Origin of the sequence: Sphingomonas sp. Root710, assembly GCF_001429065.1 — a bacterium.
In the GTDB taxonomy this organism is placed as follows: domain Bacteria; phylum Pseudomonadota; class Alphaproteobacteria; order Sphingomonadales; family Sphingomonadaceae; genus Rhizorhabdus.
The window spans coordinates 356,823-378,768 of record NZ_LMIB01000012.1 but is presented as its reverse complement, the minus strand read 5'-3'; the positions used below and the strand labels follow the sequence as shown (position 1 = coordinate 378,768).

Here is a 21,946-nt window from a genome sequence, read left to right as displayed (position 1 = left end):
TTTAAATCCGCGTGCCTTTGTCTGGTTAAAATCCCGGCAACCGTCTTTTGTCTAAGGAAAATGCGAAAAAGTGGAAAGCACGGGAAATCCGAGGACTTTCCCGCCTAATTTACGGCTGAGACGCGTTTCCACTCGGCACGGACCAGGTCGCGCGCCCTTTCATATGCCTTAACCAGTGACTCCCAGTCGGGCTGGCCGCAGCTCCGCGCGACCAGCGGCTGGGACGCCTCCGGCGGTTCGGTCGAGGCGGGCGAGACGAGCCGCAGCGTGACCAGCATCCGCGTCATCAGTTCATGCGCGGGGATCACCTCGGGATCGATCAGCGCCTGGTCGGCGAGCATCCGCATGGCGGTTCGCAATCTCGGATCGAAGCCGGTGCGGTGACGCAGCTGAAGGAGATGGACGGTGAACTCGGCATCGACGAGCCCGCCGTCGATCAGCTTGACGTCGAAGCGCCCCGACGGTGGCTTGTGCCGGGCGATGTCGCCGCGCATCTTGACGACGTCGGCGGTCAGCGCGGCCTGGTCGCGCTCGCGGCCCAGCGTTTCAGCGACGATCGCGTCGGCCTCCGCCCGCGCCGCTGCCGACCCGAAGATCGTGCGCGCGCGGGTCAGCGCCATATGCTCCCAGGTCCAGGCACTCTCCGACTGATATTTGGCGAAGCTTTCGACCGAAACGGCGAGGGGCCCCTGCGCTCCCGACGGGCGCAGCCGCGTATCCACCTCGTAGAGCGGACCGGCGGCGGTCGCCACCGACAGGGCCCCCGACACGCGTTGCGCGAGCCGGTTGAAATAGGTGGTGGCGCCGAGCGGCTTGCGTCCATCGGACTCGGTCAGGAAGTCGCCGGTGAACAGATAGATGATGTCGAGATCGGAGGCGTGGGTGAGCGCGCCGCCGCCGAGCCGGCCGAGCGCGATCACCAGCAGTTCGCCGCCGGGGACACGGCCGTGCGTCTGCTCGAACTCGGCGATCGTCGCGCAAGCGAGGACGTCGAAGGCGGCCTCGGCGACCCGGGCATAGCCTTGGGCGACCTCGATCGGGTCGGTCGATCCCTCGATCAGCTGGACGCCCAGCGCGAAGCGGCGCTCGCCGACGCGCTGGCGGACGAGGTCGAGCAGCTGTTCATAGCTGTCGCTCGATTCGGCGGCGGCGAACTCCTCGACCAGCGTCTCGAACGGCGGCGGCGGGGCGAGCGCGGTCGCGTCGATCAGGCCGTCGAGCAGCGCGGGGCGGCGGCTCAGCGCCTGACTCAAGGTAGGGGCGTGGCTGAGCACGTCGATCAGCGCGCGGGCGAGCGCGGGGCGCGCTTCGAGAAGGCGGAACAGGTTGATCGCGCTCGGCAGGCCGGCGACCAGGTCTTCGAAGCGGTTGAGCGCGTCCTGTGGCGACGGCGCCTTGCCGAGTGCGGCGACGAGCGTCGGCAACATCGCCTCGAGCGCGGCCTGTGCGACGGGGGTGCGCAGCGAGCGGCTCTTGCCGTCGCGCATATTGTCGATGCGCAGCCGCGCAGCGGCGGGGTCGGCAAAGCCCGCCGCCGTCAGCGCCTCTTCCAGCTTCTCGGCCTGGACCGGCAGCCGCGCCTCGTCGTCCTGGTCGAGTCCGTCATAGGCGATGCCGACCGTTTCGACATGCGGGCGCAGCAGATCGACCAGCGCCGCGCCATCGGGCAGGCCGTGCAGCCGGGCGACATTGTCGAGCGCCTCGGGCTGCTTCGGCAGGCGATGGGTCTGATGGTCGTCGACCATCTGCAGGCGATGCTCGATCGTGCGGAAAAGCCGATAGGCCTCGGCCAGCTGCGCTGCCAGCTCCGCATCGATCCGTCCTGCCTCGCCGAGCGCGGCCAGCGCATCGAGCGTGGCCGGCGCGCGCAACTGCGGCTCGCGTCCGCCATGGATCAGCTGATGGATCTGCGCATAGAATTCGACCTCGCGGATGCCCCCGCGTCCGCGCTTCAGATCATAGCCGGGGCCGAGTAGCTGGCCTTGAGCATAATGGTCGCGGATGCGGCGGGATATCTGGCGGATCTCCTGGACCGCGCCGAAGTCGATCGAACGACGCCACACGAAGGGACGGATCGCGTCGAGAAACCCCTGGCCGAGCGCGATGTCGCCAGCCGCTGCGCGCGCCCGGATGAAGGCAGCGCGCTCCCAGGGCAACGCCGCCGATTCATAATAGCTCAGCGCGGCATCGATCGGCAGCGCCAGCGGCGACACTTCGGGTGACGGGCGCAGCCGCAGGTCGACCCGGAAGACATAGCCGTGCGCGTCCCGGGTCTGGAGCAGCTCGACGACTCGCCGGGCGATGCGGACCGCCGCTTCCACCGGTTCCTCGCGCGATCGATGCGGCAGCGCTTCAGGGTCGAAAATCAGGATGGGGTCGATGTCCGACGAATAGTTGAGCTCGCGGCTGCCATGCTTGCCGAGCGCCAGGGCGGCGAAGCCGCGCGGTTCGGCGTCGGGGGTGCGCTCGGCGATCGCGGTGCGGATCGCGCGGTCGAGCGCGCGATCGGCAAAGGCCGAGAGATGGCCGACGACCTCCTCGAGCGGCGCAAGCCCCGCCAGGTCGGCCAGCGCCGTCGCGAGCGACAATTTCTGCCGCTGAAGCCTGAGCGCGACCGCGGCGTCAGGTGACTCGACCGCAGCGAAGCCGAGGCGGATTGCCTCGGTCAATCCATGGTCCCGCACCGCCGCGACCGTGTCGGGATGACGCTCGGCCAGGCTGGCGAGAAAGGGCGAAAAGGCGCCGATCCGGCGTAAGGCGTCGGAAAAGTCGGCAACATTCGCGCGTGAATTCATGAGGTTGGGAATAGGCTATTCGTACGGGAGTGCAACATTGGGAAACTTGCCCGGGTTACCGCGTTATGTTCGCATGGAAAAGCGCAGTTCATCCTTCATGGCGTCGAACGCCCGCATCGCGCAGTCGCGCACGGTGAGTGCGCCCGCGCGCCATGAGGGGATCGGCAACGCATTGCGCGCCGCCTTCGACCCGGGGAGTTATGGGCTCACCGACGAGTTCACGAAGCTGCTCCGCAAGCTCGACCGCTAACGACTGCTCTTATGCAAAAACGCCGCGCTGGAGGACCAGCGCGGCGTTTTTTATTGTTCGGTCGGCCGTCCGGACGACTATTCTTTGCTCAGGAAATCGACATCGGCCATGATCTGCTGAAGCGTCGTGGTCGAAGGGTCGGTCTTGTGGTCCCGGCGCGAGGGCAGCTGGCCATGGTCGAGCAGCTGCTCGAGGGCGGCGCGGCCACGCGCAACGCGGCTCTTGATCGTGCCAACCGCGCAGCCGCAGATTTCGGCGGCTTCTTCATAAGCGAAGCCGCCCGCACCGACGAGGATCAGCGCCTCGCGCTGCGGCTGGGGCAGATGGAGCAGCGCCCGCTGCATATCGGCCAGTTCGATATGGCGATCTTGCGACGCCGGGGCCGCCAGCAGCTTGTCAGCGGCGTGCTGATCCCATTCGCCACGGAAACGGGCGCGCCGCATCTGAGACAAAAACAGGTTGCGCAGGATGATGAAGGTCCAGGCGCGCATGTTGGTGCCGGCCTGGAAGCGTTGCCGCGCGGCCCAGGCTTTCATCAGCGTTTCCTGGACCAGATCATCGGCCAAGTCCCGATTGCCGGACAGTGAACGGCCAAAAGCGCGGAGATGGGGTATGACGCGGGCCAGCTCGGTCTTGAATTCGTCATCGGACAGGGCGACCAGTTCGCCGGCGGGGGCTTCCGCGCCCGCCTCGTCCCGATCATCATCATTCATATGGTTGGGTTTCCCGCTGTGAGGATATGCCATTGGCCGTCGCTTGGTCAGTAGCACCATCAATTCCCATCGTTACTGGCCTGACGGACTTATGTGCCCGTTCCAGTGCTAGAACGATGGGAACAATGTCGGGTTCCAATAAAACCGTATCCGAAACGAACCCGCTCAAGCCTCGACGGTGGCGGCGTTGAAGAACAGCGCCTGGCTGATCGCCGCTTTGACCGTCGATCGCTGGAACGGCTTGGTGATGAGAAAGGTCGGTTCGGGACGCTCGCCGGTGAGAAGCCGTTCGGGGAATGCCGTGATGAAGATTACCGGAACGCTGAACTCGGCCAGGATGTCCTTAACCGCGTCGATGCCCGAGCTGTCGTCGGCGAGCTGGATATCGGCCAGGACGAGGCCGGGGCGCTGGGCATGCGCCTGGGCGACAGCCTCGTCGCGGGTGACGGCGACGCCGCTGACGCTGTGGCCTAGATCGCGGACGATGGTTTCAAGGTCCATCGCGATGATCGGCTCGTCCTCGATGATCAGCACATCGGTGCGCGTCTGGCGATCGATCTCGGCGATCGCATCTGCGACCAGTGCCTCGACCTCCTCGGGAGTGGTGCCGATCAAATAGCCGGTGTCGGCGACCGTAAAGCCCTCCATCGCGGTCAGCAGCAGAGCCTGACGCGACAGCGGGGTGATGCCTTGAAGTCGCGCCTGGGCGATTGCCTCGCGCTCGGCTTCGACGTTGGGCGACTCTAGCTCGTCATAGTTGGCCGAAACCCAGATCGCCTGGAACGTGCGGTAGAGCCCGACGCGGACATCGACGTCTTTGGGGAAGTCGTCCGGAGCGGCGACGATCGCCTCGAGCGCGGCGCGGACATAATTGTCGCCATGGCTCTGGCTTCCGGTAAGCGCCCGGGCATAGCGCCGCAGAAAGGGCAGGTGGGGGGCGAGTTTCTGGCCGAGCGACATTGGTATCAGCACTCCCTGATGGCAATTGGACCGGATGACAGCCGCCACATAGAGAGCGCAGATAGCAGCCCCGCCCGTGTCGCGGAAGCCACCCGAAGCTTCCGGTAATGATATGTGTGAAAAGAGACATTCACGATGATGGAACCATCGGGGGAGTTTTTTGTTTCATCCCCGATGCGTGCATTTTATCGAAAGTCGAAAAATGGTACGTATCCGGATCGATCCAGGGAGAGCGGCGCCTGCCAGGGCCGTTTTGCTGAGGAGCGTTGGGCAACGACATGAATTTCAGGGGCGCGGGCCGGTTGGCACAAAAAGATCAGATGCAGGCACCGGCGAACGACGGCGGGGGCAGCAAGCCTGCCAAGCGTAAGCGCGGCGAGGCGGCGCGTGACGCGAGCGTGGGCGCTGCGCTGCGTTCGGTCTATTCGCAGACCGTCGACGAAGCCGTTCCCGACGAATTTTTGGATTTGCTGAGCAAGCTGGACTGAGGCCATGCGGGTGGTGATGCCTACCCCCTGGATGGCCTGGCGGCTCAGGCACGACGCTGCCGGCGGATGAATCCTGTCGTGAAGAATTGGCCGGCAAAGATCCTTTTCGCCCGGCTCTCGACCGGTACCAAGATGCTTCTGATTCTGTCGGCCGCGATGCTGCCGCTCGGATTCATCGCGCTATTGACCTCGCTGGACATGGCGCGGTCAGCCTCCGCCGAGCGCGAGACGGCGGCGCAGATAACCACCGCCATGTATGCGGCGCAGGCCGACGCCGTCGTCAATGTGGGCCTCGACGCCGTCCGCTCACCGGTCGTTAGTACCCAGCCGGCCGACGATCTGTGCACCGCGCTGGCGCGGCAGGCCCGGCTCAATCCCAGCGGGCGGCCGCCGACCGCACTGTTCGATCGCGAAGGACGCAAGCTCTGCCAGTCCTGGGGTCCGTCGATCCCGTCGATCGCGGCCTCCGATCCCAGCGTCGACCATGTCTGGCTCGATCCCGAGGGCCGGCGCTTCCGCTTCACGTCCGCGCGCGGCGATGCGAGCCTTCGCGCCGAGGCCGATATTCCGGTTCGCGCCATTGCGCTCGGCGGCCAGCGCAAGGAAGGGCTGCCGCTAACGCGTCTCTCGCTGCGCCAAGGGCAGTCCGAAGTCATCCTGATCGACCGCCGCTTGCCGAACAACGACCGCGACGAACTGCTGCGGCTGTCGCAGCCGGTCGGCGATGGCCGGCTGGCGATCATCGCCGAATATCGGCTGGCTCCGGCGCGGGCGCGCACCATGCTGCTGGTGATGCTGCCGATCCTGATGTGGGCGGCGGCGGCGTTCACCGGCTGGTTCATCGTCAACCGGCTGCTGCTCTTTCCGCTGGCGCAGCTGAAGCAGTCGATCGATGCCTGGCAGGGGGCCGGCGGGCCGTTGCTGCTGCCCCGGATGACGACGCCCAGCCACGAGATACGCGATCTGACGGACAGTTTCGCGGCGGTGTCGACGCGCATCTATCAGCATGAACGCGAACTGGAGGAAGGGCTTGCCCGCCAGACCAAGCTGACGCGCGAGGTCCATCACCGGGTCAAGAACAACCTTCAAGTCGTTTCCAGCCTGATCAACCTCCATGCGCGCGGCGCGGAAGGGGCGGTGGCCGACGCCTATGGCGCAATCCAGCGGCGGGTGGATGCGCTCGCGGTGGTCCACCGCAACCACTATGCCGAGCTCGAGGAGAATCGCGGCGTGTCGATGCGCGCGCTGGCCGGGGAATTGGCGGCCTCGCTGCGTGCCTCGGCACCCGCCTCCGCCGCAGGCATGCCGATCGCGCTCAACATGATCGACGTCAACGTGACGCAGGACGTCGCGGTCCCGGTGGCGTTCCTGATCACCGAGGTTGTCGAGTTGCTGATGCACTGCAACCCGCAAGGGTCGGTACTGATCTCGCTGGAAGCGACCGGGGAGCCCGAACGCGCGACGCTGCGAATCGAAACGGTGGGCCTCGTCGGCGACACGCTGGGCGACTATCCCGGTATCGGCCGCTTCGATCGCGTGGTCACCGGCATTGCGCGTCAGTTCCGGTCGCCGCTGACGCAGGACCTCGACGCCGGCCGGTTCGAAATCCAGATCAGTATCCTGGCCTGACCGGTCGCGGCTTTCTCGCCGATCCTGTCCCGCGCTGTCGCCGTTCCGAGTTCACGATAAAAAAATCTCGGCGGGCGGAACCCGATGCACGGCAAGCCGTTCTGTTATTCGGATAGCGATGCTTTGCCCCCCCCGCTCCCGCTATCCGCTTAACAAGGGCCCGGTCGCGTCATCCCCCCCGTAGACGCAGCCGGGCCCATTTTCTTTTGGGGCAAGCCACTGTTCTGAAATAGAAAATATGGCGATTCCATTACAGATGGGGAACAAAGCCGTCCCGGGCGCATTGACCGTCGAGCTTCCCAGTGGAAGCCCAGTTCAATCGAGAGGGTTCACCATGTTCAAGCGCACTATCGCTATCGCCTTCGTCAGCGTCAGCCTGCTCGCCGTTGCGGCGTGCAATACCGTCGAAGGCGCCGGCAAGGACGTTTCCTCGGCCGGCAAGGCCGTTGCCAACGCGGCGGACGACGCCAAGTAAAACAGCGCTGGCCCCGTGCCGCTTGATGTGGTCTGTTACGGCAACGACCACCGGGGATCGCCATTCGAGAGGACGGCGGTCCCGCAAGCGAAAGGGGCTTTTTCATGATCAAACGCGTTATCGCTCTCATGCTCGCGGGCGGCGCCTTTATGGCCGTTACGGCGTGCAACACATTCGAGGGCGTTGGCAAGGATGTCTCCTCGGTCGGCCGGACAGTATCCGACGCAGCGAAGTGAGACGAAGCTAACCGTCCAGTCCAGGACGATTGAGCGCCCGGACGGTCAGGCCGTTTCGGGCGCTTCGTTTTTGCGGCGGCGTTCGGTGAACCAGATCCCGATCAGCGCCAGTTCGTAGAGAAACACCAGCGGCACCGCGAGCAGCAGCTGCGATCCGACATCGGGCGGGGTCAGCACCGCCGCGATCGCGAAGGCGCCGACGATAGCGTAGCGCCGTGCGCCGACCAGCTGTTTGCGGGTAACGATTCCGGCGCGTTCGAGCAGCATCAGCAGCACCGGCAGCAGGAAGGACAGCCCGAAGCCGAACAGGAATTGCATGATGAAGGACAGGTAATTGCCGACGGCGGGCAGGGCCTCCTGCTGGATGCCGCCGAGATTGCCCTGGAAGCTCAGCAGGAAGTGCAGCGCCACCGGGATCGCGACATAATAAGCGAGCGCCGCGCCGGTCAGGAACAATATCGGCGTGGCCAGGATGAAGGGCAGCAGCGCGCGCTTCTCGTTGCGATAGAGGCCGGGTGCGACGAATTGCCAGATCTGGTTGGCGATGATCGGGAAGGCGAGCATCGTCGCCGCGAAGAAGGCGACCTTGATCTCGACGAAAAAGGCCTCGAAAATCTGCGTGTAGATCAGCTTGCCCTGCCCGGCGCGCAACAGCGGCTGGACGAGGAACGCGAAGATCGGCCGGGCGAAATAGAGGCAGATACCGAAACAGACGACCAGCGCGGCGACCGACATCAGCAGACGGCGGCGCAGTTCCAGCAAATGATCGAGCAGCGGCGCGCGGCTCTCGTCGATATCGTTCATGGTAGCGGCGGTTTGGACGGGGATTCGGCCGGGGCCGGATCGAACAGATCGGGAGTAGCGGCAGGGGCCGGCGTGAGGGACTTGGGTGGCGCGGGGGCCGGATCGGGATCGGCGGCGGGAGCGTCGATCGCGGCTGCTGCCCCGGTTTCCGGCGGACCGCCCAGCGGCACCATCTCGCCTTCGATCATCGCAGGCTGCGGCGGATGCTCGCGCATGATGCGCTCATTCTCCGCTGCCCATTTCTTCTCCATCTCCTCCAGCTCGGCCTGGCGGATCATCTCGTCGATGCCGCTGCGGAAATGCCGGGCGACACCGCGCGCGCGCGCAACCCACTGACCGACGAACCGCATGGCGCGCGGCAGGTCTTTCGGGCCGATCACCAGCAAGGCGACCACCGCGACCAGCAGCAATTCTGTCGGAGCGACGTCAAGCATCGCGCGGCTTCAGCGGACGGTCCTGCGACGGATCAGCTATGCGGCCGATCATCCTGCATCGGCTGCAGCTTGGGATCGGCGTTGGGCTCCATCGGCGGTTGCTGCTGAAGGCGGGCCGCCGGGCGCGGCGGCGCGGGCTGAACGGGCTCGTCTTCCTCGGCCATGCCCTTCTTGAAGCTCTTGATGCCCTTGGCGACATCACCCATCAGGTCCGAAAAACGGCCCTTGCCGAACAGCAGCATCACGACCACGCCGACGATGAGCCAGTGCCAGATGCTCAAACCACCCATGTCAAATCTCCTTGGATGAGGTGCATTTAGTCGTCCTCGTCCGCTTTTTCCATCTGTAGTTGTTCGAAAGCCAGATCGACGGGATCGAGCAGCCCTGCCGCACGCAGATCGGCGATGCCGGGCAGGTCCTTGCGGCTTCCCAGCCCGAAATGGGCCAGGAAAGCCGGTGTTGTGGCGAAAAGCAGCGGCCGGCCGGGCGTTTCGCGCCGGCCGGCGGGGCGGATCCAGCCGGCTTCCAGCAATACGTCGAGCGTTCCCTTCGATATCTGCACGCCGCGAATCGCTTCGATCTCGGCGCGGCTCACCGGTTCATGATAGGCGATGATCGCCAGCGTCTCGATTCCCGCGCGGCTCAGTTTGCGCGGCTCCTCGCGCGTCCGGCGCAGGATATGGGCCAGGTCGGCGGCGGTCTGGAAATGCCAGCGCCCGCCGCGCTCGACCAGCTCGATGCCGCGTCCCGCATAAAGTTCGGCGAGACGCGGCAGCGCGTCGCCCAGCGCATCGACGCCGATGACGTTCATCAGCTCGGCGGGGCCCATCGGCGCTTCGGCCGCGAACAGCGCCGCCTCGATCGCGCGGAGCAGGTTGTCGGGCTCCTCGCTCATGCTGCCTCCGGCGGGCGCAACATCAAAGGCGCGAAGGCCGTCTCCTGCATGAGCGCGACACGGCCTTGCCGTGCCAGCTCGAGCGCGGCGACGAAGCTGGAGGCGAGCGCCGATTTTCGATAGTCGCCGGTCGCATCGCTGGGCAGGAACGCCTCCAGGCTGGTCCACTCGATCACCGTGCCGACCATCATCGACACCCGCTCGATCGCCTGTTCGAGGGTCATCACCGGGCGGCGCTGGACGACGTGCATCGGCACGTCGGCGCGCGCGCGGACGACGCCATAGGCGGAGATCAGGTCGTAGATGCTCGCGTCCCACGCCGCCTTGCGGACGAGCTTCAGTCCCTCCGGATTGCCGCGCAGGAAGACGTCGCGGTCGATCCGGTCGCGTCCCATCAGCCGCGCGCCGGCCTCGCGCATCGCGTGCAACCGCTGCAGGCGAAGCTGAAGCCGAAGCGCCAGTTCCTCGGGGCTCGGATCGATCGCGGGATCCTTGGGCAGCAGCAGGCAGGATTTGAGGTAGGCGAGCCAGGCAGCCATCACGAGATAGTCTGCGGCGAGCTCCAGCTTCAGCGCCTTGGCATTCTCGATGAACGCCAGATATTGCTCGGTCAGCGCGAGGATCGATATCTCGCGCAGATCGACCTTCTGAACGCGGGCCAGATTGAGCAGCAGATCGAGCGGCCCTTCCCAGCCGTCGAGTTCGAGCGTGAGGACGTCGTCGCTGGCGCTCGCCAACGGCAGATCGAAATTCTCGTCTTCGTCATCCCCCAGCATTGGCGGGAGTAAATCAGGATTCGCAGCCCGTGGGAACCATCATCTCAGCGGACGAAGTTGGTCGGATCGCGGCCCTCGGCCCATTGTTGCCCCGCGTCCGGCAGGATGCCGAGCAGCGCGTCGCGCTTGGCGATGAGCTCGTCGAGAGGCATATCGCTGCTGCGGCCCGCGATTGTCGCCATGGCGCGATCGAGCCGGTTCTTCGCGGTCTCGCTGATCGCGCCGACTGCGCCGGCGGCCGCCTCCATCTCGTCCATCCTGCCTGAGCAATGGAGGACGATGTCGCACCCCGCCGCCAATGCGCCCGCCGCCCGGTCGCCGAAGCCGCCGGACAGGGCGTGCATGCCGATATCGTCGCACATCAGCAGCCCGTCGAAACCGATCCGCCCGCGAATGATCCCGCCGATCACTTTGGCAGACATGGTCGCGCACCGATCGGCGTCCCAGGCGGGGTAGACGACATGCGCCGTCATCGCCATCGGCGCGCCGTTCAGCGCGATGAAGGGGGCCAGATCGGTTTCCAGCGCCGCGGCATCGGCGTCGACCACGGGGAGCTCGACATGGCTGTCGGCCATGGCGCGGCCATGGCCGGGAACATGCTTCACCACGCCCACCGTGCCGCCCGCGCGCAACCCTTCGATCACTGCGCGGCCCATCGCGGCGACACGCAACGGCTCGGCGCCTAGCGCGCGGTCGCCGATAATGTCGTGCGCGCCGGGCTGGCGGACGTCGAGCAGCGGCAGGCAGTCGACGTTGATGCCGGCTTCAGCGAGCATCACCGCGATCGCCTGCGCATTGTGGCGCGCCGCTTCGATCGCCGTCACCGGCGCGATGTCATAGAGCCGGTCGAACAGCTCGGCCTTGGGAAAGGCGGGCCAGACCGGCGGTTGCATCCGGGCGACGCGACCGCCTTCCTGATCGATCAGGATCGGCAAGTCGTCGCGGCCCGACAGATCGCGCAGGCTGTCCGTCAGCGCCCGCAGCTGCGCGGCGTCGACGACGTTACGCTTGAACAGGATATAGCCCGCCGGATCGAGCCCGGCGAAGAAGCTGCGTTCGGCATCGGTGAGCGCGGGGCCGGCGAGGCCCAGGAATAGTGGCGTCATGGGCCGCCGCTTATCCTACCACCGAGCAGGTTTCGCCTGCGGTCCTCAAGCGGCCGCACAGGTCGCGCGCATTGCCGCCCGACGCCCGCAGCCGATAGAGCGTCTTGTCACCCGACTGGACCGGCACCACCGACTCGGTGAGCCCCGCCAGGAAAGAGAAGCGGCCCGACAGCGTCTTCCACGCCGCCTTCGCCTTGGCTTCGCTGGAGAAAGCGCCGATCTGGATCATCGATCCTCCCGAAGCCGGGATTTTCTCGGCCACCGGTTCGGGCGCGGTGGCTTTGACGGCCGGTTTCAGCGCAGGCTTGGGCGGCGTAACAGCCGCCGTTGCCGTCGGCGCTGCCGGCTTTGCCGCCGCTGCAGCGGGTTTGGCGGCGGGCGGGGTCACGGCGGGCGTCGCGACCGGTGGACGATCGATGTTTACCGGCGTCTCGGCGGCGCCGCTGGTGTCGATCACGCTTTCGACCTCGTTGCCCTTGCTCGCGCTGTAGACGATCTCGTCGTCGCCGGCGGCGGGGGCTTCGGCGGCGGGGCGTTCCTTATAATAGCTGTCGGGCGCCGCGATCAGCGCGCCGTCGCCGGACGACGCCTGGTCCTTGCCGCGCAGCCAGAAGAAGCCGCCGACGACCACGGCGACCACCAGCACCGCGATGGCGATCCACAGCAGCAGGCGGCCCGAACCGCTGCCGCTATCCTCATATTCCTCTTCGACGGGCTCGAGCCACGGCAGGCGATCCTCGTCGTCGGGGCCGAGCCGGTCGCGCGAGTAATCCGTCATTACTGCAACTCCTCCGCGGCGGCGACGCCCATCACGCCAAGTCCATTGCGGATAATCTGCCCGATCGCATCGCTGAGCGCCAGACGCGCGCGGGTGATTTCGGGCTTGTCGGCCAGCAAAAAGCGACGAGCGGGATCGTCATTGCCGCGATTCCACAGCGCATGGAACATCGCCGCCAGATCATAGAGGTAGAAGGCGATGCGGTGCGGCTCATGCGCCACCGCCGCGCTCTCGACGATGCGAGGGAATTGCGCGGCGAGCTTGACCAGCGCCAGTTCCTCGCCGTCGAGCAACGACAGGTCGGCGGGGGGCGCCAGGTCGATCCCCGCCTCGCCCGCCCGGCGATGCAGCGAGCGCCCGCGCGCATGGGCATATTGGACGTAGAAGACCGGGTTGTCCTTCGATGCCTCGACCACCTTGGCGAAGTCGAAGTCCATCTGCGCATCGGCCTTGCGGGTCAGCATGGTGAAGCGAACGACATCCTTGCCCACCTCGCGGACGACATCGGCGAGCGTCACGAAGCTGCCCGAGCGCTTCGACATCTTCACCGGCTCGCCGCCGCGAAGCAGCCGCACCATCTGCACCAGCTTGACGTCGAGCGGCACCTTGCCGCCGGTCAGTGCCTGCACCGCCGCCTTGATCCGCTTGACCGTGCCTGCATGGTCGGCGCCCCAGATGTCGATGAGCATGTCGGCGCTCTCGGCCTTCTGGGCGTGATAGGCGAGGTCGGTGCCGAAATAGGTCAGCCCGCCATCGGACTTGCGCACCGGACGGTCGCTGTCGTCGCCGAACTCGGTCGCCTTGAACAGCGTCATCTCGGTCGGTTCCCAGTCGTCGGGAAGCTCGCCCTTGGGCGGCTCGAGCGTGCCTTTGTAAACTAGTCCCTTGGCGGTCAGCCGCTCGAGCGCGGCATCGACCCGGCCCGCCTTCTGAACGGCGGCCTCGGACGCGAACAGGTCGTGATGGATGCCGAGCAGCGCGAGGTCGGCGCGGATCAGGTCCATCATCTGCGCCACGGTCTGCTCGCGGAACAGGTCGAGCCACTCGCTCTCGGGCGCGCCGACATAGCGGCTGCCATAGTCGGCGGCGAGCTTCTGGCCGATCGGGATCAGATAGTCGCCGGGATAGAAGCCTTCAGGAATCTCGATCGTCTCGCCCAGCGCCTCGCGGTAACGCAGATGCGCCGAGCGGGCGAGCGTCTGCACCTGCGCGCCCGCATCGTTGACATAATATTCGCGGGTGACCTGATAGCCGGCATATTCGAGCAAGGCGGCGAGCGCATCGCCGACGACCGCGCCGCGGCAATGGCCCATATGCATCGGCCCGGTGGGGTTCGCCGAGACATATTCGACGTTGACGCGCTTACCCGTGCCCAGCTGCGACCGGCCATAATCTCCGGCGGCGGACAGGATGCCGGCGAGTTCGTCGCGCCAGCTCTGTTCGGTCAGCCGGACATTGATGAAACCGGGGCCGGCGACCTCGGCACTGGCGATCTCCGGCAGCTCGGCGAGCTTCGGCACGATCAGTTCGGCCAGCGCGCGCGGGTTCATCCCGGCGGGTTTGGCGAGAACCATCGCCGCGTTGGTCGCCAGGTCGCCATGGGCGGCGTCGCGCGGCGGCTCGACCGCGACATTGCGTCGATCGAGCCCGGCCGGGATGGCTCCCGTGGCGGCGAGTTCGTCGAGAATGGCGCCGATCCGTGCGGCGAAGCTGGCATAGAGGGTAGGCAAGGAGATTTCCGTTCAGCGTTCACAAACTGTGGAAGCGCTTAGCGGATCATCCCGGAAACGTCAGTCCCTAGTTTTCGTCCCGCCTTCGGCCTTGCTGTAGACCGGAACCGACGGGGCGATCGGATCGAGCCGCACCCATAATGTCAGGGCCAGCGCCGCCGCCAATGCGGTGCCCGGAACCCAGCGGGGAATCCGTGCGGGCCAGAGCGGCAGCAATAGGGGCAGCGCCGCGAACAGGAGCAGGATCGTCACCGCTGGCATTTCCGCGCCGATGCCCAGGAAGATGAAATGCGCTTGGGCGAGCAGATGGCCGACCCCGATCGCGGCGCAGAGCGCGCTGACGGCCAGCCCGGCAGTTTCCGGCAGGGACGCCCGCGCCCGGATCGCGATGCTCGCCAGCAACAGCGGCCATTGCAGCAGCGGCCCGGCGGTCGGCTGCCAGGCCTGGACGAGCAGCGCGGCGGCGAGCAGCAGCAAGGCCGCGCCGATGCCTTGATCTTCGTGCGCCACCGGCAGGAACCAGGCGGCGATCATTGCCAGCAGCGCGATCACCACCAGAACGGCCAGCGGTCCGCCTGCGAGGAGCCCCGCCCACATCAGCGCCATGGCAGGAGCGATGGCGAGAAGGCGCGCCTCCTGGCGGCGGAACAGGCCGAGCAGGGTCATCAGCGTGACGACGCCCAGCGCGGCAATGGTTTCGAGCCGGGGCAGGGCGGCGAGCCGGTCATAATAATTCGCGCCGCCGCTGCCGGACAGCGCATTGAGCGTGGTCAGCAACAGCGCGCCGTGGAGCAGCAGCGCCGCGACGAGGATCGTCCCGCCGCCGATCGCGCGCGTGGCGGAGCGGGTGCGCCACAGCGCCGCGCCGATCAGCGTGGCGGAGGCGAGCAGCAACAGCCAGCCAGCCCAGCCCGGATAGACGATCGTCACCCGGCCCATCAGATCGGAGAAGGCGGCGTTGTCTGCGCGCGCCGGCAGGTCGGCCGCAAATGCCAGCGCGGATGCGAGTGCCAGCGCCTGATCGCCCATGTCCTGCACCGAGTCCGGATCGACGACCGCCGGGGTCGCCATCGGCGAATGATAGGCAAAAGCGCGGTCGAGGGTCGCCAGGTTGAAGCCCGGCACACCTTTCTTCTTGGCCACGGTATAATCGGTATAGTTCGGCATCAGATCATAGATCAGCACCGACAGCGAATTGGTCGCGGGGCGTGCGACCTTGTTGGCGTAAAGCCGCATCATCGCACCGTTGCCTGGGCCGGTTTCGAACATGTTCGCCCGCCCGCCCGCGCCGCGCGCCTCGAAATTGATGATCGCACCGACGCGCGCGGCCAGCGGATGCGGACGCTTGCCGAAAAAGGCCTCCGCACCGTTCAGGCCCAACTCCTCGCTATCGGTGAACAGCAGGATCATGTCGCGCACGGGCTGGCCCTGCGCCTTGATCGCGCGCGCCACCTCCATGGCGGCGGCGACGCCCATCGCATCATCGGCGGCACCCGGCGATCCCCAGACGCTGTCATGATGCGCCATCAGCAGCAGCGCGGGCTTCGTGCGGTCGCGGCCAGGGATCACGCCGATCAGGTTGCGGACCGTGACGTTCCTTTCCGGGCGGCCACTCCATTTGCTTAGCGCCTTCAGCGTCTTCGCGTCGAGCGGCGTCCGCTGCTCGGTCACTCCCGCGCCGAGCGCGCGGAGACGTTCGGTCAGATATGTGACGCCTGCCGCATTGCCCGGCGATCCGACCGGGCGCGGCGCGCGGCTCAGCGCCTCGATGTCGGTGAAGGCGCGGTTCGCCGAGAAGGCGGTGGCGGGTGCGTCGGAGCCCAGCGCCGCGGGCGGCATGATCGCCAATATCGCCCAGATCAGGGCGGCAGCGAGCGCGGCGGCGAGCGCGTAGGTCCGATGCATCAGAAGCCCTCGATCGATATGGGACCAATCAGTTCGCGGTAACGGGACAAGGCATAACGATCGGTCATTCCGGCGATGAAATCACCGACATGGCGGGTAATACCGGGTTCTGCGGCAGGCAGGCGCGCGCGCCAGTTTTCGGGCATGCGATCCGGGTCGCCTTTATAGAGCGCGGCAAGTCCGGCGACGATCTCCGCCATCCGCGCCGCCATCTCCAGCTGCTCGGGATGATGATAGAGATTGGCATACATGAAGCGGGTCAGTGCCTTTTCCCGCGCCGCCATCTCGTCCGAAAAACCGATCAGCGCGCGGCCCGCGGCGCGGATATCCTCTACCGAGCGGGGTGCGGCCTCGGCGAGCCTGCGGCTGCTTTCGGCGAGCAGGTCGTTGACCATGCAGCCGATCTGCTCGCGGACCAATTCACCCAGCAGCCGTGCGGTCGGCACGTCGGGATAGCGGGCGCGAACCTTGTCCCAGTTCGATTTGACGAGCGGATCGGTGAGTACCTGATCGAGGCTGAGCAGCCCGGCGCGGACGCCATCGTCGATGTCGTGATTGTCATAGGCGATGTCGTCGGCCAGCGCCGCGACCTGCGCCTCGGGTCCCGCCCAGCTGTCGAGGTCGAGCGGCCATTGCGCGTCGATTTCCGCCATCGCCCAGGTGCGGCGCTTTACCGGACCATTATGCTTGGCGAGCCCTTCCAGCGTCTCCCAGCTCAGGTTCAGCCCCTCGTGCGCGGGATAGGGGGAATCGAGCAGCGTCAGCATCCGCAGCGTATGGGCGTTGTGATCGAAGCCCCCGGCGTCGGCCATCGCCGCCTGCAGCGCGTCCTCGCCGGCATGGCCGAAGGGCGGGTGGCCGATGTCGTGCGCTAGGCACAACGCCTCGGTAAGGTCCTCGTTCAGGCCGAGCGCGCGGGCGATGGTGCGGCCGATCTGGGCCACTTCGAGGCTGTGAGTCAGCCGGACGCGATAATGATCGCCATCAGGGGCGACGAACACCTGGGTCTTGTGGCGCAGCCGCCGGAAGCTGATCGAATGGATGATGCGGTCGCGGTCGCGCTGGAAGGCGTCACGCGGGCCTCGTGTCTCGCCGCCGCCGAGATCGTGGAACCTGCCCCGGCTGCGGGCGGGATCGGTGGCATAGGGGGCGAGCGTCGGCATCGGCGCCGTGATGGCCGAGGGCGATTGCGAAGTCGAGGAGCAAAAATCCTCCTTGTCGCGAAGCGATGGGAAGGATGATCCTACTTCCGTTCGCTGCGGACATCCTTTGGCGCGGGCTTATCCACCACAGCCTCGGTGTCGAGCAGGATCACGGGCAGCAGGCCGCGCCAGCCCTCGTCGTCCACCGGTATTTCGGGATAGAGCCAGTCGACCGGCTTGGCGTCGGCTATCGCCGTCTCCATCCGTCCTGTCGAAGCTCCAATCGGCGCCGCACTCAGCGCCATCAACGCAAAATATACAGCTTTTCGCATGCCAACCCCCGCGAAGAGGCTAACATGACATGTCCGGATTAATAAAGCGTCAGTTGAGCCGTTCGACCTTCTGCCCGGCGGACGTCGTCACCGGGAAGCAGCTCAGTCCGGCGGCGCGCGCCTCGTTGACATAATCCTGTGCCGCGTCGCTGCTCGCGAACGGGCCGATGAGCAGCCGGTTTGTTGCCTTGAAGGGCGTCGTCCAGGGCGACTTGCCCGACAGCAATTTGCCGTGGCGCGACTTCTGCTTGTCCCATTCCTTGTCGAGATCGGGCTTGTAGGAGCCACTGGCGATCTGCACCCAGTAGCGCGACGGGTTGGCCTTCTTGGCCTTGGCCGCCTCCTGTGCCTCTTCTTTTGCCTTGGCCTTTTTCTCGGCGGCCGCTTTTTCGGCAGCGGCCTTCTTCTGCGCGGCTCGGCGGTCCTCGGCGAGGCTGCGGGCGTCGCTGGCGCGCTGCTCGGCCGCCGTCGGCGCGCCATCGCCGCTCGCATCGCCGGCGATGCCGGCCATCGGGGCCGATCCGGCCTTGGCGGCCAGCGTATCGACCTTCATCACCAGCCGGCCGGTGCTGTCGAACGCCGGCTTGGCGGACTTCGGCGGCGGCGGCGGGGTGTTGGGGGCCGGAGACGCCTTGACGGAGGCGACCGGGCTCGACGCCGCCATTTCGAGCGGCACCTTGTCCTCGGGGAAGTGGCCGAAATGGACCGCAGCGGCCTTCTCCGCGCTTTTCAGCGAGGGCAGGCGCTCGAGGAAAGGCTTTAGCGCATCGGCCTGATAGCGCGGCAGCACCGCATAGGCGGCGGCCTGCGCCCCGGCGCTGTCGCCGGTCATCGCCAGCACGAAGGCGCGCGCGCGCCACGCCGGGATGTCACGCTTGCGCAGCAGCGGATCGAGGATCGCCAGCGCGCCCGCACGGTCGCCGCTCATCGCCAGCGACAGCGCCAGACGGCGGCTCGCTTCGGCCTCGTTCGGGCGAACGCGCAGCAACAGGGCATATTCGGCCTGCGCCTTGCGGTTGTCGCCGCGCAGATCATAGGCGAGTCCGCGGTCGAGCGCGACCTCATAGGGCGCGACGCCCAGATCGGTCGCCGTGTCGAACAGGCGCAGCGCGGCACGCGGCTGCTCTTTCTGGACGAGCGCCGATCCCAGGCCGGCCTTCACCCGGCCGTCACGTGGCGAGATCTTCTCGGCGCGGACGTAGAAGTTGATCGCCGCATCGGCATCGCCAACGGCGAGCGCGGCGGAACCTGCGCCCGACAGAGCGTCGAGATCGCCGGGATCGCGCGCCAGCACGCGCAGATAGCGGGCGAGCGCCTCGGCCGGGTCGCCACGTGCCATCGCATCGCGCGCCGAACTCATCGGATCGACGATCAGCGGTTCCTCGCCCAGCTGTCCATCCATCTGGGCGGCGGCGGGAAGCGCCGGAAGGCCGGCAAGCAGCGCAAGGGCGCTAATGTGGAGGAATATTTTCATAGGCGCATCGCTTACAGACATTCGCTGTGTGGTCCGCAAGAGATGAATAGGGGCCGAACGACAGGACGAGACCCGGCCGCGCCATTTGGCGACCGGCCGGGGCTGGCCGATTACTGGTTGCTTTGACGATTCAGGAAGCGCGGGATCTCGGTGCTTTCCGCACTGTTCTCCTCGGGCTCGACCTGTGCCTTGGCGGCGCCGCGCGCGATGTTCGACATGCGCTCGAACAGGGTGGCGCCGGCCGAGGAGGGACGGCGCGGCGGCTCGGCGTCGGCCACCCAGCGGCGGCTGCCCTGCGCGTCGTCCTGGCCATTGGGTTCGGGCGTCTCGGGCGCCGGGGTCGGCATCGCCGCCTCGGGCTGAAGCAGCAGTTCGTCGTTGAAAAGGTTCGTCAGTTCGAGCGGCTCGGCGGGAGCCTCGGGTGCTTCGAGGACGATGCGCTCCTCGGCGGGAACCTCGACGGCCGGCTCGATCGCGGGCGCGGTCAGCGGCGCGGGCGCAGCCTCGGCGACGGGCTCTGCCGGTTGCGGGGCGGCGGCCTGCGGCACCGCGACCGATGGCTTGTCGTCGCGTACCGGAGTGCGCGGCGGGAAGCTGAAGCTCTTGGCCGGCTCGGGCATCGTCGCGGCGTCGACCTCGATGCCGGTGGCGACCACCGACACGCGGATCTTGCCTTCCAGCTCGTTGTTGAAGGCCGAACCCCAGATGATGTTCGCGTCCTGGTCGACCAGCTGGCGGATATGGTTCGCCGCCTCGTCGACTTCGAGCAGGCGCATATCCTCGCCGCCGGTGATCGAGACGATGACGCCCTTCGCGCCGTTCAGGCTGACGCCGTCGAGCAGCGGGTTGGCGATCGCCTTTTCGGCGGCCTCAATGGCGCGATTGTCGCCGGTCGCTTCGCCGGTGCCCATCATCGCCTTGCCCATCTCGCTCATCACCGAACGGACGTCGGCGAAGTCGAGGTTGATCAGGCCGGGCATCACCATCAGGTCGGTGATGCCGCGCACGCCCTGCTGCAGCACCTGGTCGGCCATCTGGAACGCTTCCTTGAAGGTCGTGTTCGGGTTGGCGATCAGGAAGAGGTTCTGGTTCGGGATGACGATCAGGGTATCGACATGCTTCTGCAGTTCCTCGATGCCGGCATCGGCCGAACGCATGCGGCGGTTGCCCTCGAAGCTGAACGGCTTGGTGACGACGCCGACGGTCAGGATGCCGCGGTCGCGCGCCGCCTTGGCGATGACCGGCGCGGCGCCGGTGCCGGTGCCGCCGCCCATGCCGGCGGCGATGAAGCACATGTGCGATCCGTCGAGTGCCTTCTCGACCATCTCCATAGTCTCTTCGGCGGCCGCCCGTCCTATTTCGGGACGGCTTCCGGCGCCAAGGCCCTGGGTGATTTTCAGGCCGAGCTGAATCCGGCGCTCCGCAGGAGAGGCGTTGAGCGCCTGCGCGTCGGTGTTGGCGACGATGAAGTCGACGCCCTGCACCTCGGCAGCGATCATGTTCGCGACCGCGTTTCCGCCCGCACCACCGACACCGATCACGGCAATCCGGGGTTTCAGCTCGTCGACCTGCGGCCGCATGAACTCGATCGTCATAGATTTTCTCCTTGGCGGCCCTGCCCGCTGAAGCACGTCGTCCGGTGAATCTTGCCAGACGCGATTCGGCGAAGCACGCGAAAAATCTCTCTATCCACAGATTTCGAGGTTAACCGGGGTGAAGCGTGGCAATCCATGGTCAGTAGCCGCTCTTCAGCGCGGTCATCAGCCGCGCCATCAGCCCGGTCGCTTGCGTGCGGTGAACGGTCTGCGGCTCGGCGGCGAAGGGGCGCAGATCGGCGGGGTTAGTCGCCGCTACCTGGGCGAGGCCGACCAGCGTCGCGAAGCCCGGGCCGCTATGTGCGTCGGGCAGGCCGCTCATGTGCCGGGGGCGGCCGATCCGCACGCTGCGGCCGAGCACGCCCTGGGCATAATCGGCGATGCCGCGCAGTTCCGCACCGCCGCCCGTCAGCACCACCTGACGCCCGACCGGGCCGACATAGCCCAGTTCGGTCAGCGCCTTCGCGACCGCATCCATCCAGTGATCGAGCCGCAGGCGGATCACCTGGATCAGCTGGGCGCGGCTGATGCGCGGCGGCTCGGAGCCGTCGGCGACCTCCTCGGGCGAACCGATCTCCAGCATCTCATGATTGTCGCGCGGAGAGTTCTGCGCCGAGCCATGGACGCATTTCAGCCGCTCGGCCTGGGCGCGGCGGATGTTGAAGGCGGAAGCGATGTCGTCGGTGATGTCGGCGCAGCCCATCGGCAGCGAGGTCAGGCCAACCAGCAGACCGCCCGCGAACAGCGAGACGTTGGTCACGCCCGCACCCATCTCGACCAGCGCTATCCCCATCTCGCGGTCTTCCTCGGTCAGGCACGAAACCCCGGTCGCGATCGGCGAAGCTACGATCGAACGCACCCCGAGATGCGCCGAGCGGACGCAGAGCGCGAGGTTGCGGACCGGCGAAGGCTCGGCCGCGATGACATGGATTTCGACCCCCAGCTTGTCGGCATGGAGGCCGAGCGGGTTCTTCACCCCGTTGAGCCCGTCGAGCGTGTAGAGCGTCGGCTGGGCGTGAAGCACCATCCGCCCCTCGGGATTGAGCGAGCGGCGGCCCTGATGAAGCAGTTCGTCGATATCCTGCTGTTCGATCTGCACGCCGCCCAGGTCGACCTCGACTTGTGCCACGTCGCTGACGAGTCCCCCCGCCGAGAAGCTGACCCAGACATGGTCGATATTGGTGCGCGCGATCGTCTCGGCCTGTTCGACGGCCTCGCGGATCGCCGCTTCGGTTGCCTCCATGTCGGCGATATAGCCGCGCCGCACGCCGCGGCTCTCGCGCTGGCCGGAGCCGAGCACTTCGAGCTCGCCGGCCTCGTCGGCCCGCGCGATCAGCGCCGATATCTTCGACGATCCGATATCGATGGCCGTGATCAGCCCATCGTTACGCGATTGCGGTAATGCCACGGCTTTTCCCCACAAGCTCAC

General features: G+C 66.8%; 22 protein-coding genes. 5 read left to right on the top strand and 17 right to left on the bottom strand.

Annotation, left to right across the window (positions count from 1 at the left end; all coding sequences use genetic code 11):
• Positions 1 to 104: 104 nt before the first annotated feature.
• Positions 105 to 2,795: a bifunctional [glutamine synthetase] adenylyltransferase/[glutamine synthetase]-adenylyl-L-tyrosine phosphorylase gene (locus ASE00_RS11640; protein WP_056380392.1), complete on the bottom strand. Its 2,691-nt coding sequence runs from the start codon at positions 2,793 to 2,795 to the stop codon at positions 105 to 107.
• A gap of 73 nt (positions 2,796 to 2,868) precedes the next feature.
• Here ASE00_RS11640 and ASE00_RS23480 point away from each other — a divergent pair, with 73 nt between their 5' ends.
• Positions 2,869 to 3,045: a hypothetical protein gene (locus tag ASE00_RS23480; RefSeq protein WP_156405400.1), complete on the top strand. Its 177-nt coding sequence runs from the start codon at positions 2,869 to 2,871 to the stop codon at positions 3,043 to 3,045.
• A gap of 77 nt (positions 3,046 to 3,122) precedes the next feature.
• Here the strand turns inward: ASE00_RS23480 and ASE00_RS11635 are convergent, their stop codons facing one another.
• Both ASE00_RS11635 and ASE00_RS11630 read right to left on the bottom strand, forming a co-directional pair.
• Positions 3,123 to 3,758 carry a sigma-70 family RNA polymerase sigma factor gene (locus tag ASE00_RS11635; RefSeq protein WP_056380390.1) on the bottom strand — a complete coding sequence of 212 codons (636 nt, stop codon included), beginning with the start codon at positions 3,756 to 3,758 and terminating at the stop codon, positions 3,123 to 3,125.
• A 165-nt stretch (positions 3,759 to 3,923) separates the two neighbouring features.
• Positions 3,924 to 4,718, bottom strand: coding sequence for a response regulator (locus ASE00_RS11630; RefSeq protein WP_056380388.1), 795 nt, complete (start codon positions 4,716 to 4,718; stop codon positions 3,924 to 3,926).
• A 266-nt stretch (positions 4,719 to 4,984) separates the two neighbouring features.
• On the opposite strand from ASE00_RS11630, the gene ASE00_RS11625 reads away from it, so the two are divergent.
• The 4 genes from ASE00_RS11625 (at position 4,985) to ASE00_RS22960 (ending at position 7,546) form a co-directional block, all read left to right on the top strand.
• Positions 4,985 to 5,206 carry a NepR family anti-sigma factor gene (locus tag ASE00_RS11625; RefSeq protein WP_056380386.1) on the top strand — a complete coding sequence of 74 codons (222 nt, stop codon included), beginning with the start codon at positions 4,985 to 4,987 and terminating at the stop codon, positions 5,204 to 5,206.
• A 78-nt stretch (positions 5,207 to 5,284) separates the two neighbouring features.
• Positions 5,285 to 6,835: a sensor histidine kinase gene (locus ASE00_RS11620; RefSeq protein WP_235538641.1), complete on the top strand. Its 1,551-nt coding sequence runs from the start codon at positions 5,285 to 5,287 to the stop codon at positions 6,833 to 6,835.
• A 334-nt stretch (positions 6,836 to 7,169) separates the two neighbouring features.
• Entirely contained in the window at positions 7,170 to 7,310 is a 141-nt protein-coding gene (locus tag ASE00_RS11615) for an entericidin A/B family lipoprotein (RefSeq protein WP_056380381.1), read from the top strand.
• 104 nt (positions 7,311 to 7,414) lie between these two features.
• Positions 7,415 to 7,546: an entericidin A/B family lipoprotein gene (locus tag ASE00_RS22960; RefSeq protein ID WP_082594642.1), complete on the top strand. Its 132-nt coding sequence runs from the start codon at positions 7,415 to 7,417 to the stop codon at positions 7,544 to 7,546.
• Positions 7,547 to 7,591: 45 nt separating this feature from the next.
• Here the strand turns inward: ASE00_RS22960 and tatC are convergent, their stop codons facing one another.
• From tatC to ftsA, 14 genes are all read right to left on the bottom strand, one after another.
• Positions 7,592 to 8,350 (bottom strand): twin-arginine translocase subunit TatC, encoded by a 759-nt coding sequence (gene tatC / locus ASE00_RS11610; protein ID WP_056380379.1) that lies wholly within the window; start codon positions 8,348 to 8,350, stop codon positions 7,592 to 7,594.
• Complete coding sequence (gene tatB, locus ASE00_RS11605; protein ID WP_056380377.1) at positions 8,347 to 8,784, bottom strand: Sec-independent protein translocase protein TatB; 438 nt, start codon at positions 8,782 to 8,784, stop codon at positions 8,347 to 8,349. The genes tatC and tatB overlap by 4 nt, the downstream gene beginning before the upstream one ends.
• 32 nt (positions 8,785 to 8,816) lie before the next feature.
• Positions 8,817 to 9,074, bottom strand: a complete 258-nt coding sequence (locus tag ASE00_RS11600) for a twin-arginine translocase TatA/TatE family subunit (RefSeq protein ID WP_056380375.1) — start codon at positions 9,072 to 9,074, stop codon at positions 8,817 to 8,819.
• Positions 9,075 to 9,100: 26 nt separating this feature from the next.
• On the bottom strand, positions 9,101 to 9,679 hold the full coding sequence (gene scpB / locus ASE00_RS11595; RefSeq protein WP_056380374.1) for an SMC-Scp complex subunit ScpB: 579 nt from the start codon (positions 9,677 to 9,679) through the stop codon (positions 9,101 to 9,103).
• Entirely contained in the window at positions 9,676 to 10,455 is a 780-nt protein-coding gene (locus tag ASE00_RS11590; protein WP_056380372.1) for a segregation and condensation protein A, read from the bottom strand. Before ASE00_RS11590 ends, scpB begins: the two co-directional genes overlap by 4 nt.
• Positions 10,456 to 10,499: 44 nt before the next feature.
• Complete coding sequence (nagZ, locus tag ASE00_RS11585) at positions 10,500 to 11,561, bottom strand: beta-N-acetylhexosaminidase (RefSeq protein ID WP_056380370.1); 1,062 nt, start codon at positions 11,559 to 11,561, stop codon at positions 10,500 to 10,502.
• Between the two features lie 10 nt (positions 11,562 to 11,571).
• Entirely contained in the window at positions 11,572 to 12,339 is a 768-nt protein-coding gene (locus ASE00_RS11580) for an SPOR domain-containing protein (protein ID WP_056380368.1), read from the bottom strand.
• Positions 12,339 to 14,069 carry an arginine--tRNA ligase gene (argS, locus tag ASE00_RS11575; RefSeq protein ID WP_056380366.1) on the bottom strand — a complete coding sequence of 577 codons (1,731 nt, stop codon included), beginning with the start codon at positions 14,067 to 14,069 and terminating at the stop codon, positions 12,339 to 12,341. Before argS ends, ASE00_RS11580 begins: the two co-directional genes overlap by 1 nt.
• Positions 14,070 to 14,129: 60 nt before the next feature.
• Positions 14,130 to 15,974, bottom strand: coding sequence for a M20/M25/M40 family metallo-hydrolase (locus ASE00_RS11570; protein ID WP_056380364.1), 1,845 nt, complete (start codon positions 15,972 to 15,974; stop codon positions 14,130 to 14,132).
• Complete coding sequence (locus ASE00_RS11565) at positions 15,974 to 17,137, bottom strand: deoxyguanosinetriphosphate triphosphohydrolase (protein WP_056380362.1); 1,164 nt, start codon at positions 17,135 to 17,137, stop codon at positions 15,974 to 15,976. Before ASE00_RS11565 ends, ASE00_RS11570 begins: the two co-directional genes overlap by 1 nt.
• 80 nt (positions 17,138 to 17,217) lie before the next feature.
• Positions 17,218 to 17,421: a hypothetical protein gene (locus tag ASE00_RS23475; protein WP_235538640.1), complete on the bottom strand. Its 204-nt coding sequence runs from the start codon at positions 17,419 to 17,421 to the stop codon at positions 17,218 to 17,220.
• 76 nt (positions 17,422 to 17,497) lie between these two features.
• Positions 17,498 to 18,922: an SPOR domain-containing protein gene (locus ASE00_RS11560; RefSeq protein ID WP_235538639.1), complete on the bottom strand. Its 1,425-nt coding sequence runs from the start codon at positions 18,920 to 18,922 to the stop codon at positions 17,498 to 17,500.
• 110 nt (positions 18,923 to 19,032) lie between these two features.
• A complete protein-coding gene (gene ftsZ / locus ASE00_RS11555) occupies positions 19,033 to 20,517 on the bottom strand; it encodes a cell division protein FtsZ (RefSeq protein WP_056380359.1) in 1,485 nt (494 codons plus the stop codon).
• A gap of 139 nt (positions 20,518 to 20,656) precedes the next feature.
• Complete coding sequence (gene ftsA / locus ASE00_RS11550; protein ID WP_056380356.1) at positions 20,657 to 21,925, bottom strand: cell division protein FtsA; 1,269 nt, start codon at positions 21,923 to 21,925, stop codon at positions 20,657 to 20,659.
• Positions 21,926 to 21,946 lie beyond the last annotated feature (21 nt).

Coding starts and splice junctions, on each gene's coding strand:
- nagZ (WP_056380370.1), bottom strand. CDS start 11,561: ATGACGCCACTATTCCTGGGCCTCGCCGGCCCCGCGCTCACCGATGCC.
- ASE00_RS23475 (WP_235538640.1), bottom strand. CDS start 17,421: ATGGCGCTGAGTGCGGCGCCGATTGGAGCTTCGACAGGACGGATGGAG.
- ASE00_RS11590 (WP_056380372.1), bottom strand. CDS start 10,455: ATGCTGGGGGATGACGAAGACGAGAATTTCGATCTGCCGTTGGCGAGC.
- ASE00_RS11560 (WP_235538639.1), bottom strand. CDS start 18,922: ATGAAAATATTCCTCCACATTAGCGCCCTTGCGCTGCTTGCCGGCCTT.
- ASE00_RS11635 (WP_056380390.1), bottom strand. CDS start 3,758: ATGAATGATGATGATCGGGACGAGGCGGGCGCGGAAGCCCCCGCCGGC.
- ASE00_RS11600 (WP_056380375.1), bottom strand. CDS start 9,074: ATGGGTGGTTTGAGCATCTGGCACTGGCTCATCGTCGGCGTGGTCGTG.
- tatB (WP_056380377.1), bottom strand. CDS start 8,784: ATGCTTGACGTCGCTCCGACAGAATTGCTGCTGGTCGCGGTGGTCGCC.
- scpB (WP_056380374.1), bottom strand. CDS start 9,679: ATGAGCGAGGAGCCCGACAACCTGCTCCGCGCGATCGAGGCGGCGCTG.
- ASE00_RS11570 (WP_056380364.1), bottom strand. CDS start 15,974: ATGCATCGGACCTACGCGCTCGCCGCCGCGCTCGCTGCCGCCCTGATC.
- ftsZ (WP_056380359.1), bottom strand. CDS start 20,517: ATGACGATCGAGTTCATGCGGCCGCAGGTCGACGAGCTGAAACCCCGG.
- ASE00_RS23480 (WP_156405400.1), top strand. CDS start 2,869: ATGGAAAAGCGCAGTTCATCCTTCATGGCGTCGAACGCCCGCATCGCG.
- ASE00_RS11565 (WP_056380362.1), bottom strand. CDS start 17,137: ATGCCGACGCTCGCCCCCTATGCCACCGATCCCGCCCGCAGCCGGGGC.
- ASE00_RS11630 (WP_056380388.1), bottom strand. CDS start 4,718: ATGTCGCTCGGCCAGAAACTCGCCCCCCACCTGCCCTTTCTGCGGCGC.
- ASE00_RS11580 (WP_056380368.1), bottom strand. CDS start 12,339: ATGACGGATTACTCGCGCGACCGGCTCGGCCCCGACGACGAGGATCGC.
- ASE00_RS22960 (WP_082594642.1), top strand. CDS start 7,415: ATGATCAAACGCGTTATCGCTCTCATGCTCGCGGGCGGCGCCTTTATG.
- ASE00_RS11640 (WP_056380392.1), bottom strand. CDS start 2,795: ATGAATTCACGCGCGAATGTTGCCGACTTTTCCGACGCCTTACGCCGG.
- ASE00_RS11615 (WP_056380381.1), top strand. CDS start 7,170: ATGTTCAAGCGCACTATCGCTATCGCCTTCGTCAGCGTCAGCCTGCTC.
- tatC (WP_056380379.1), bottom strand. CDS start 8,350: ATGAACGATATCGACGAGAGCCGCGCGCCGCTGCTCGATCATTTGCTG.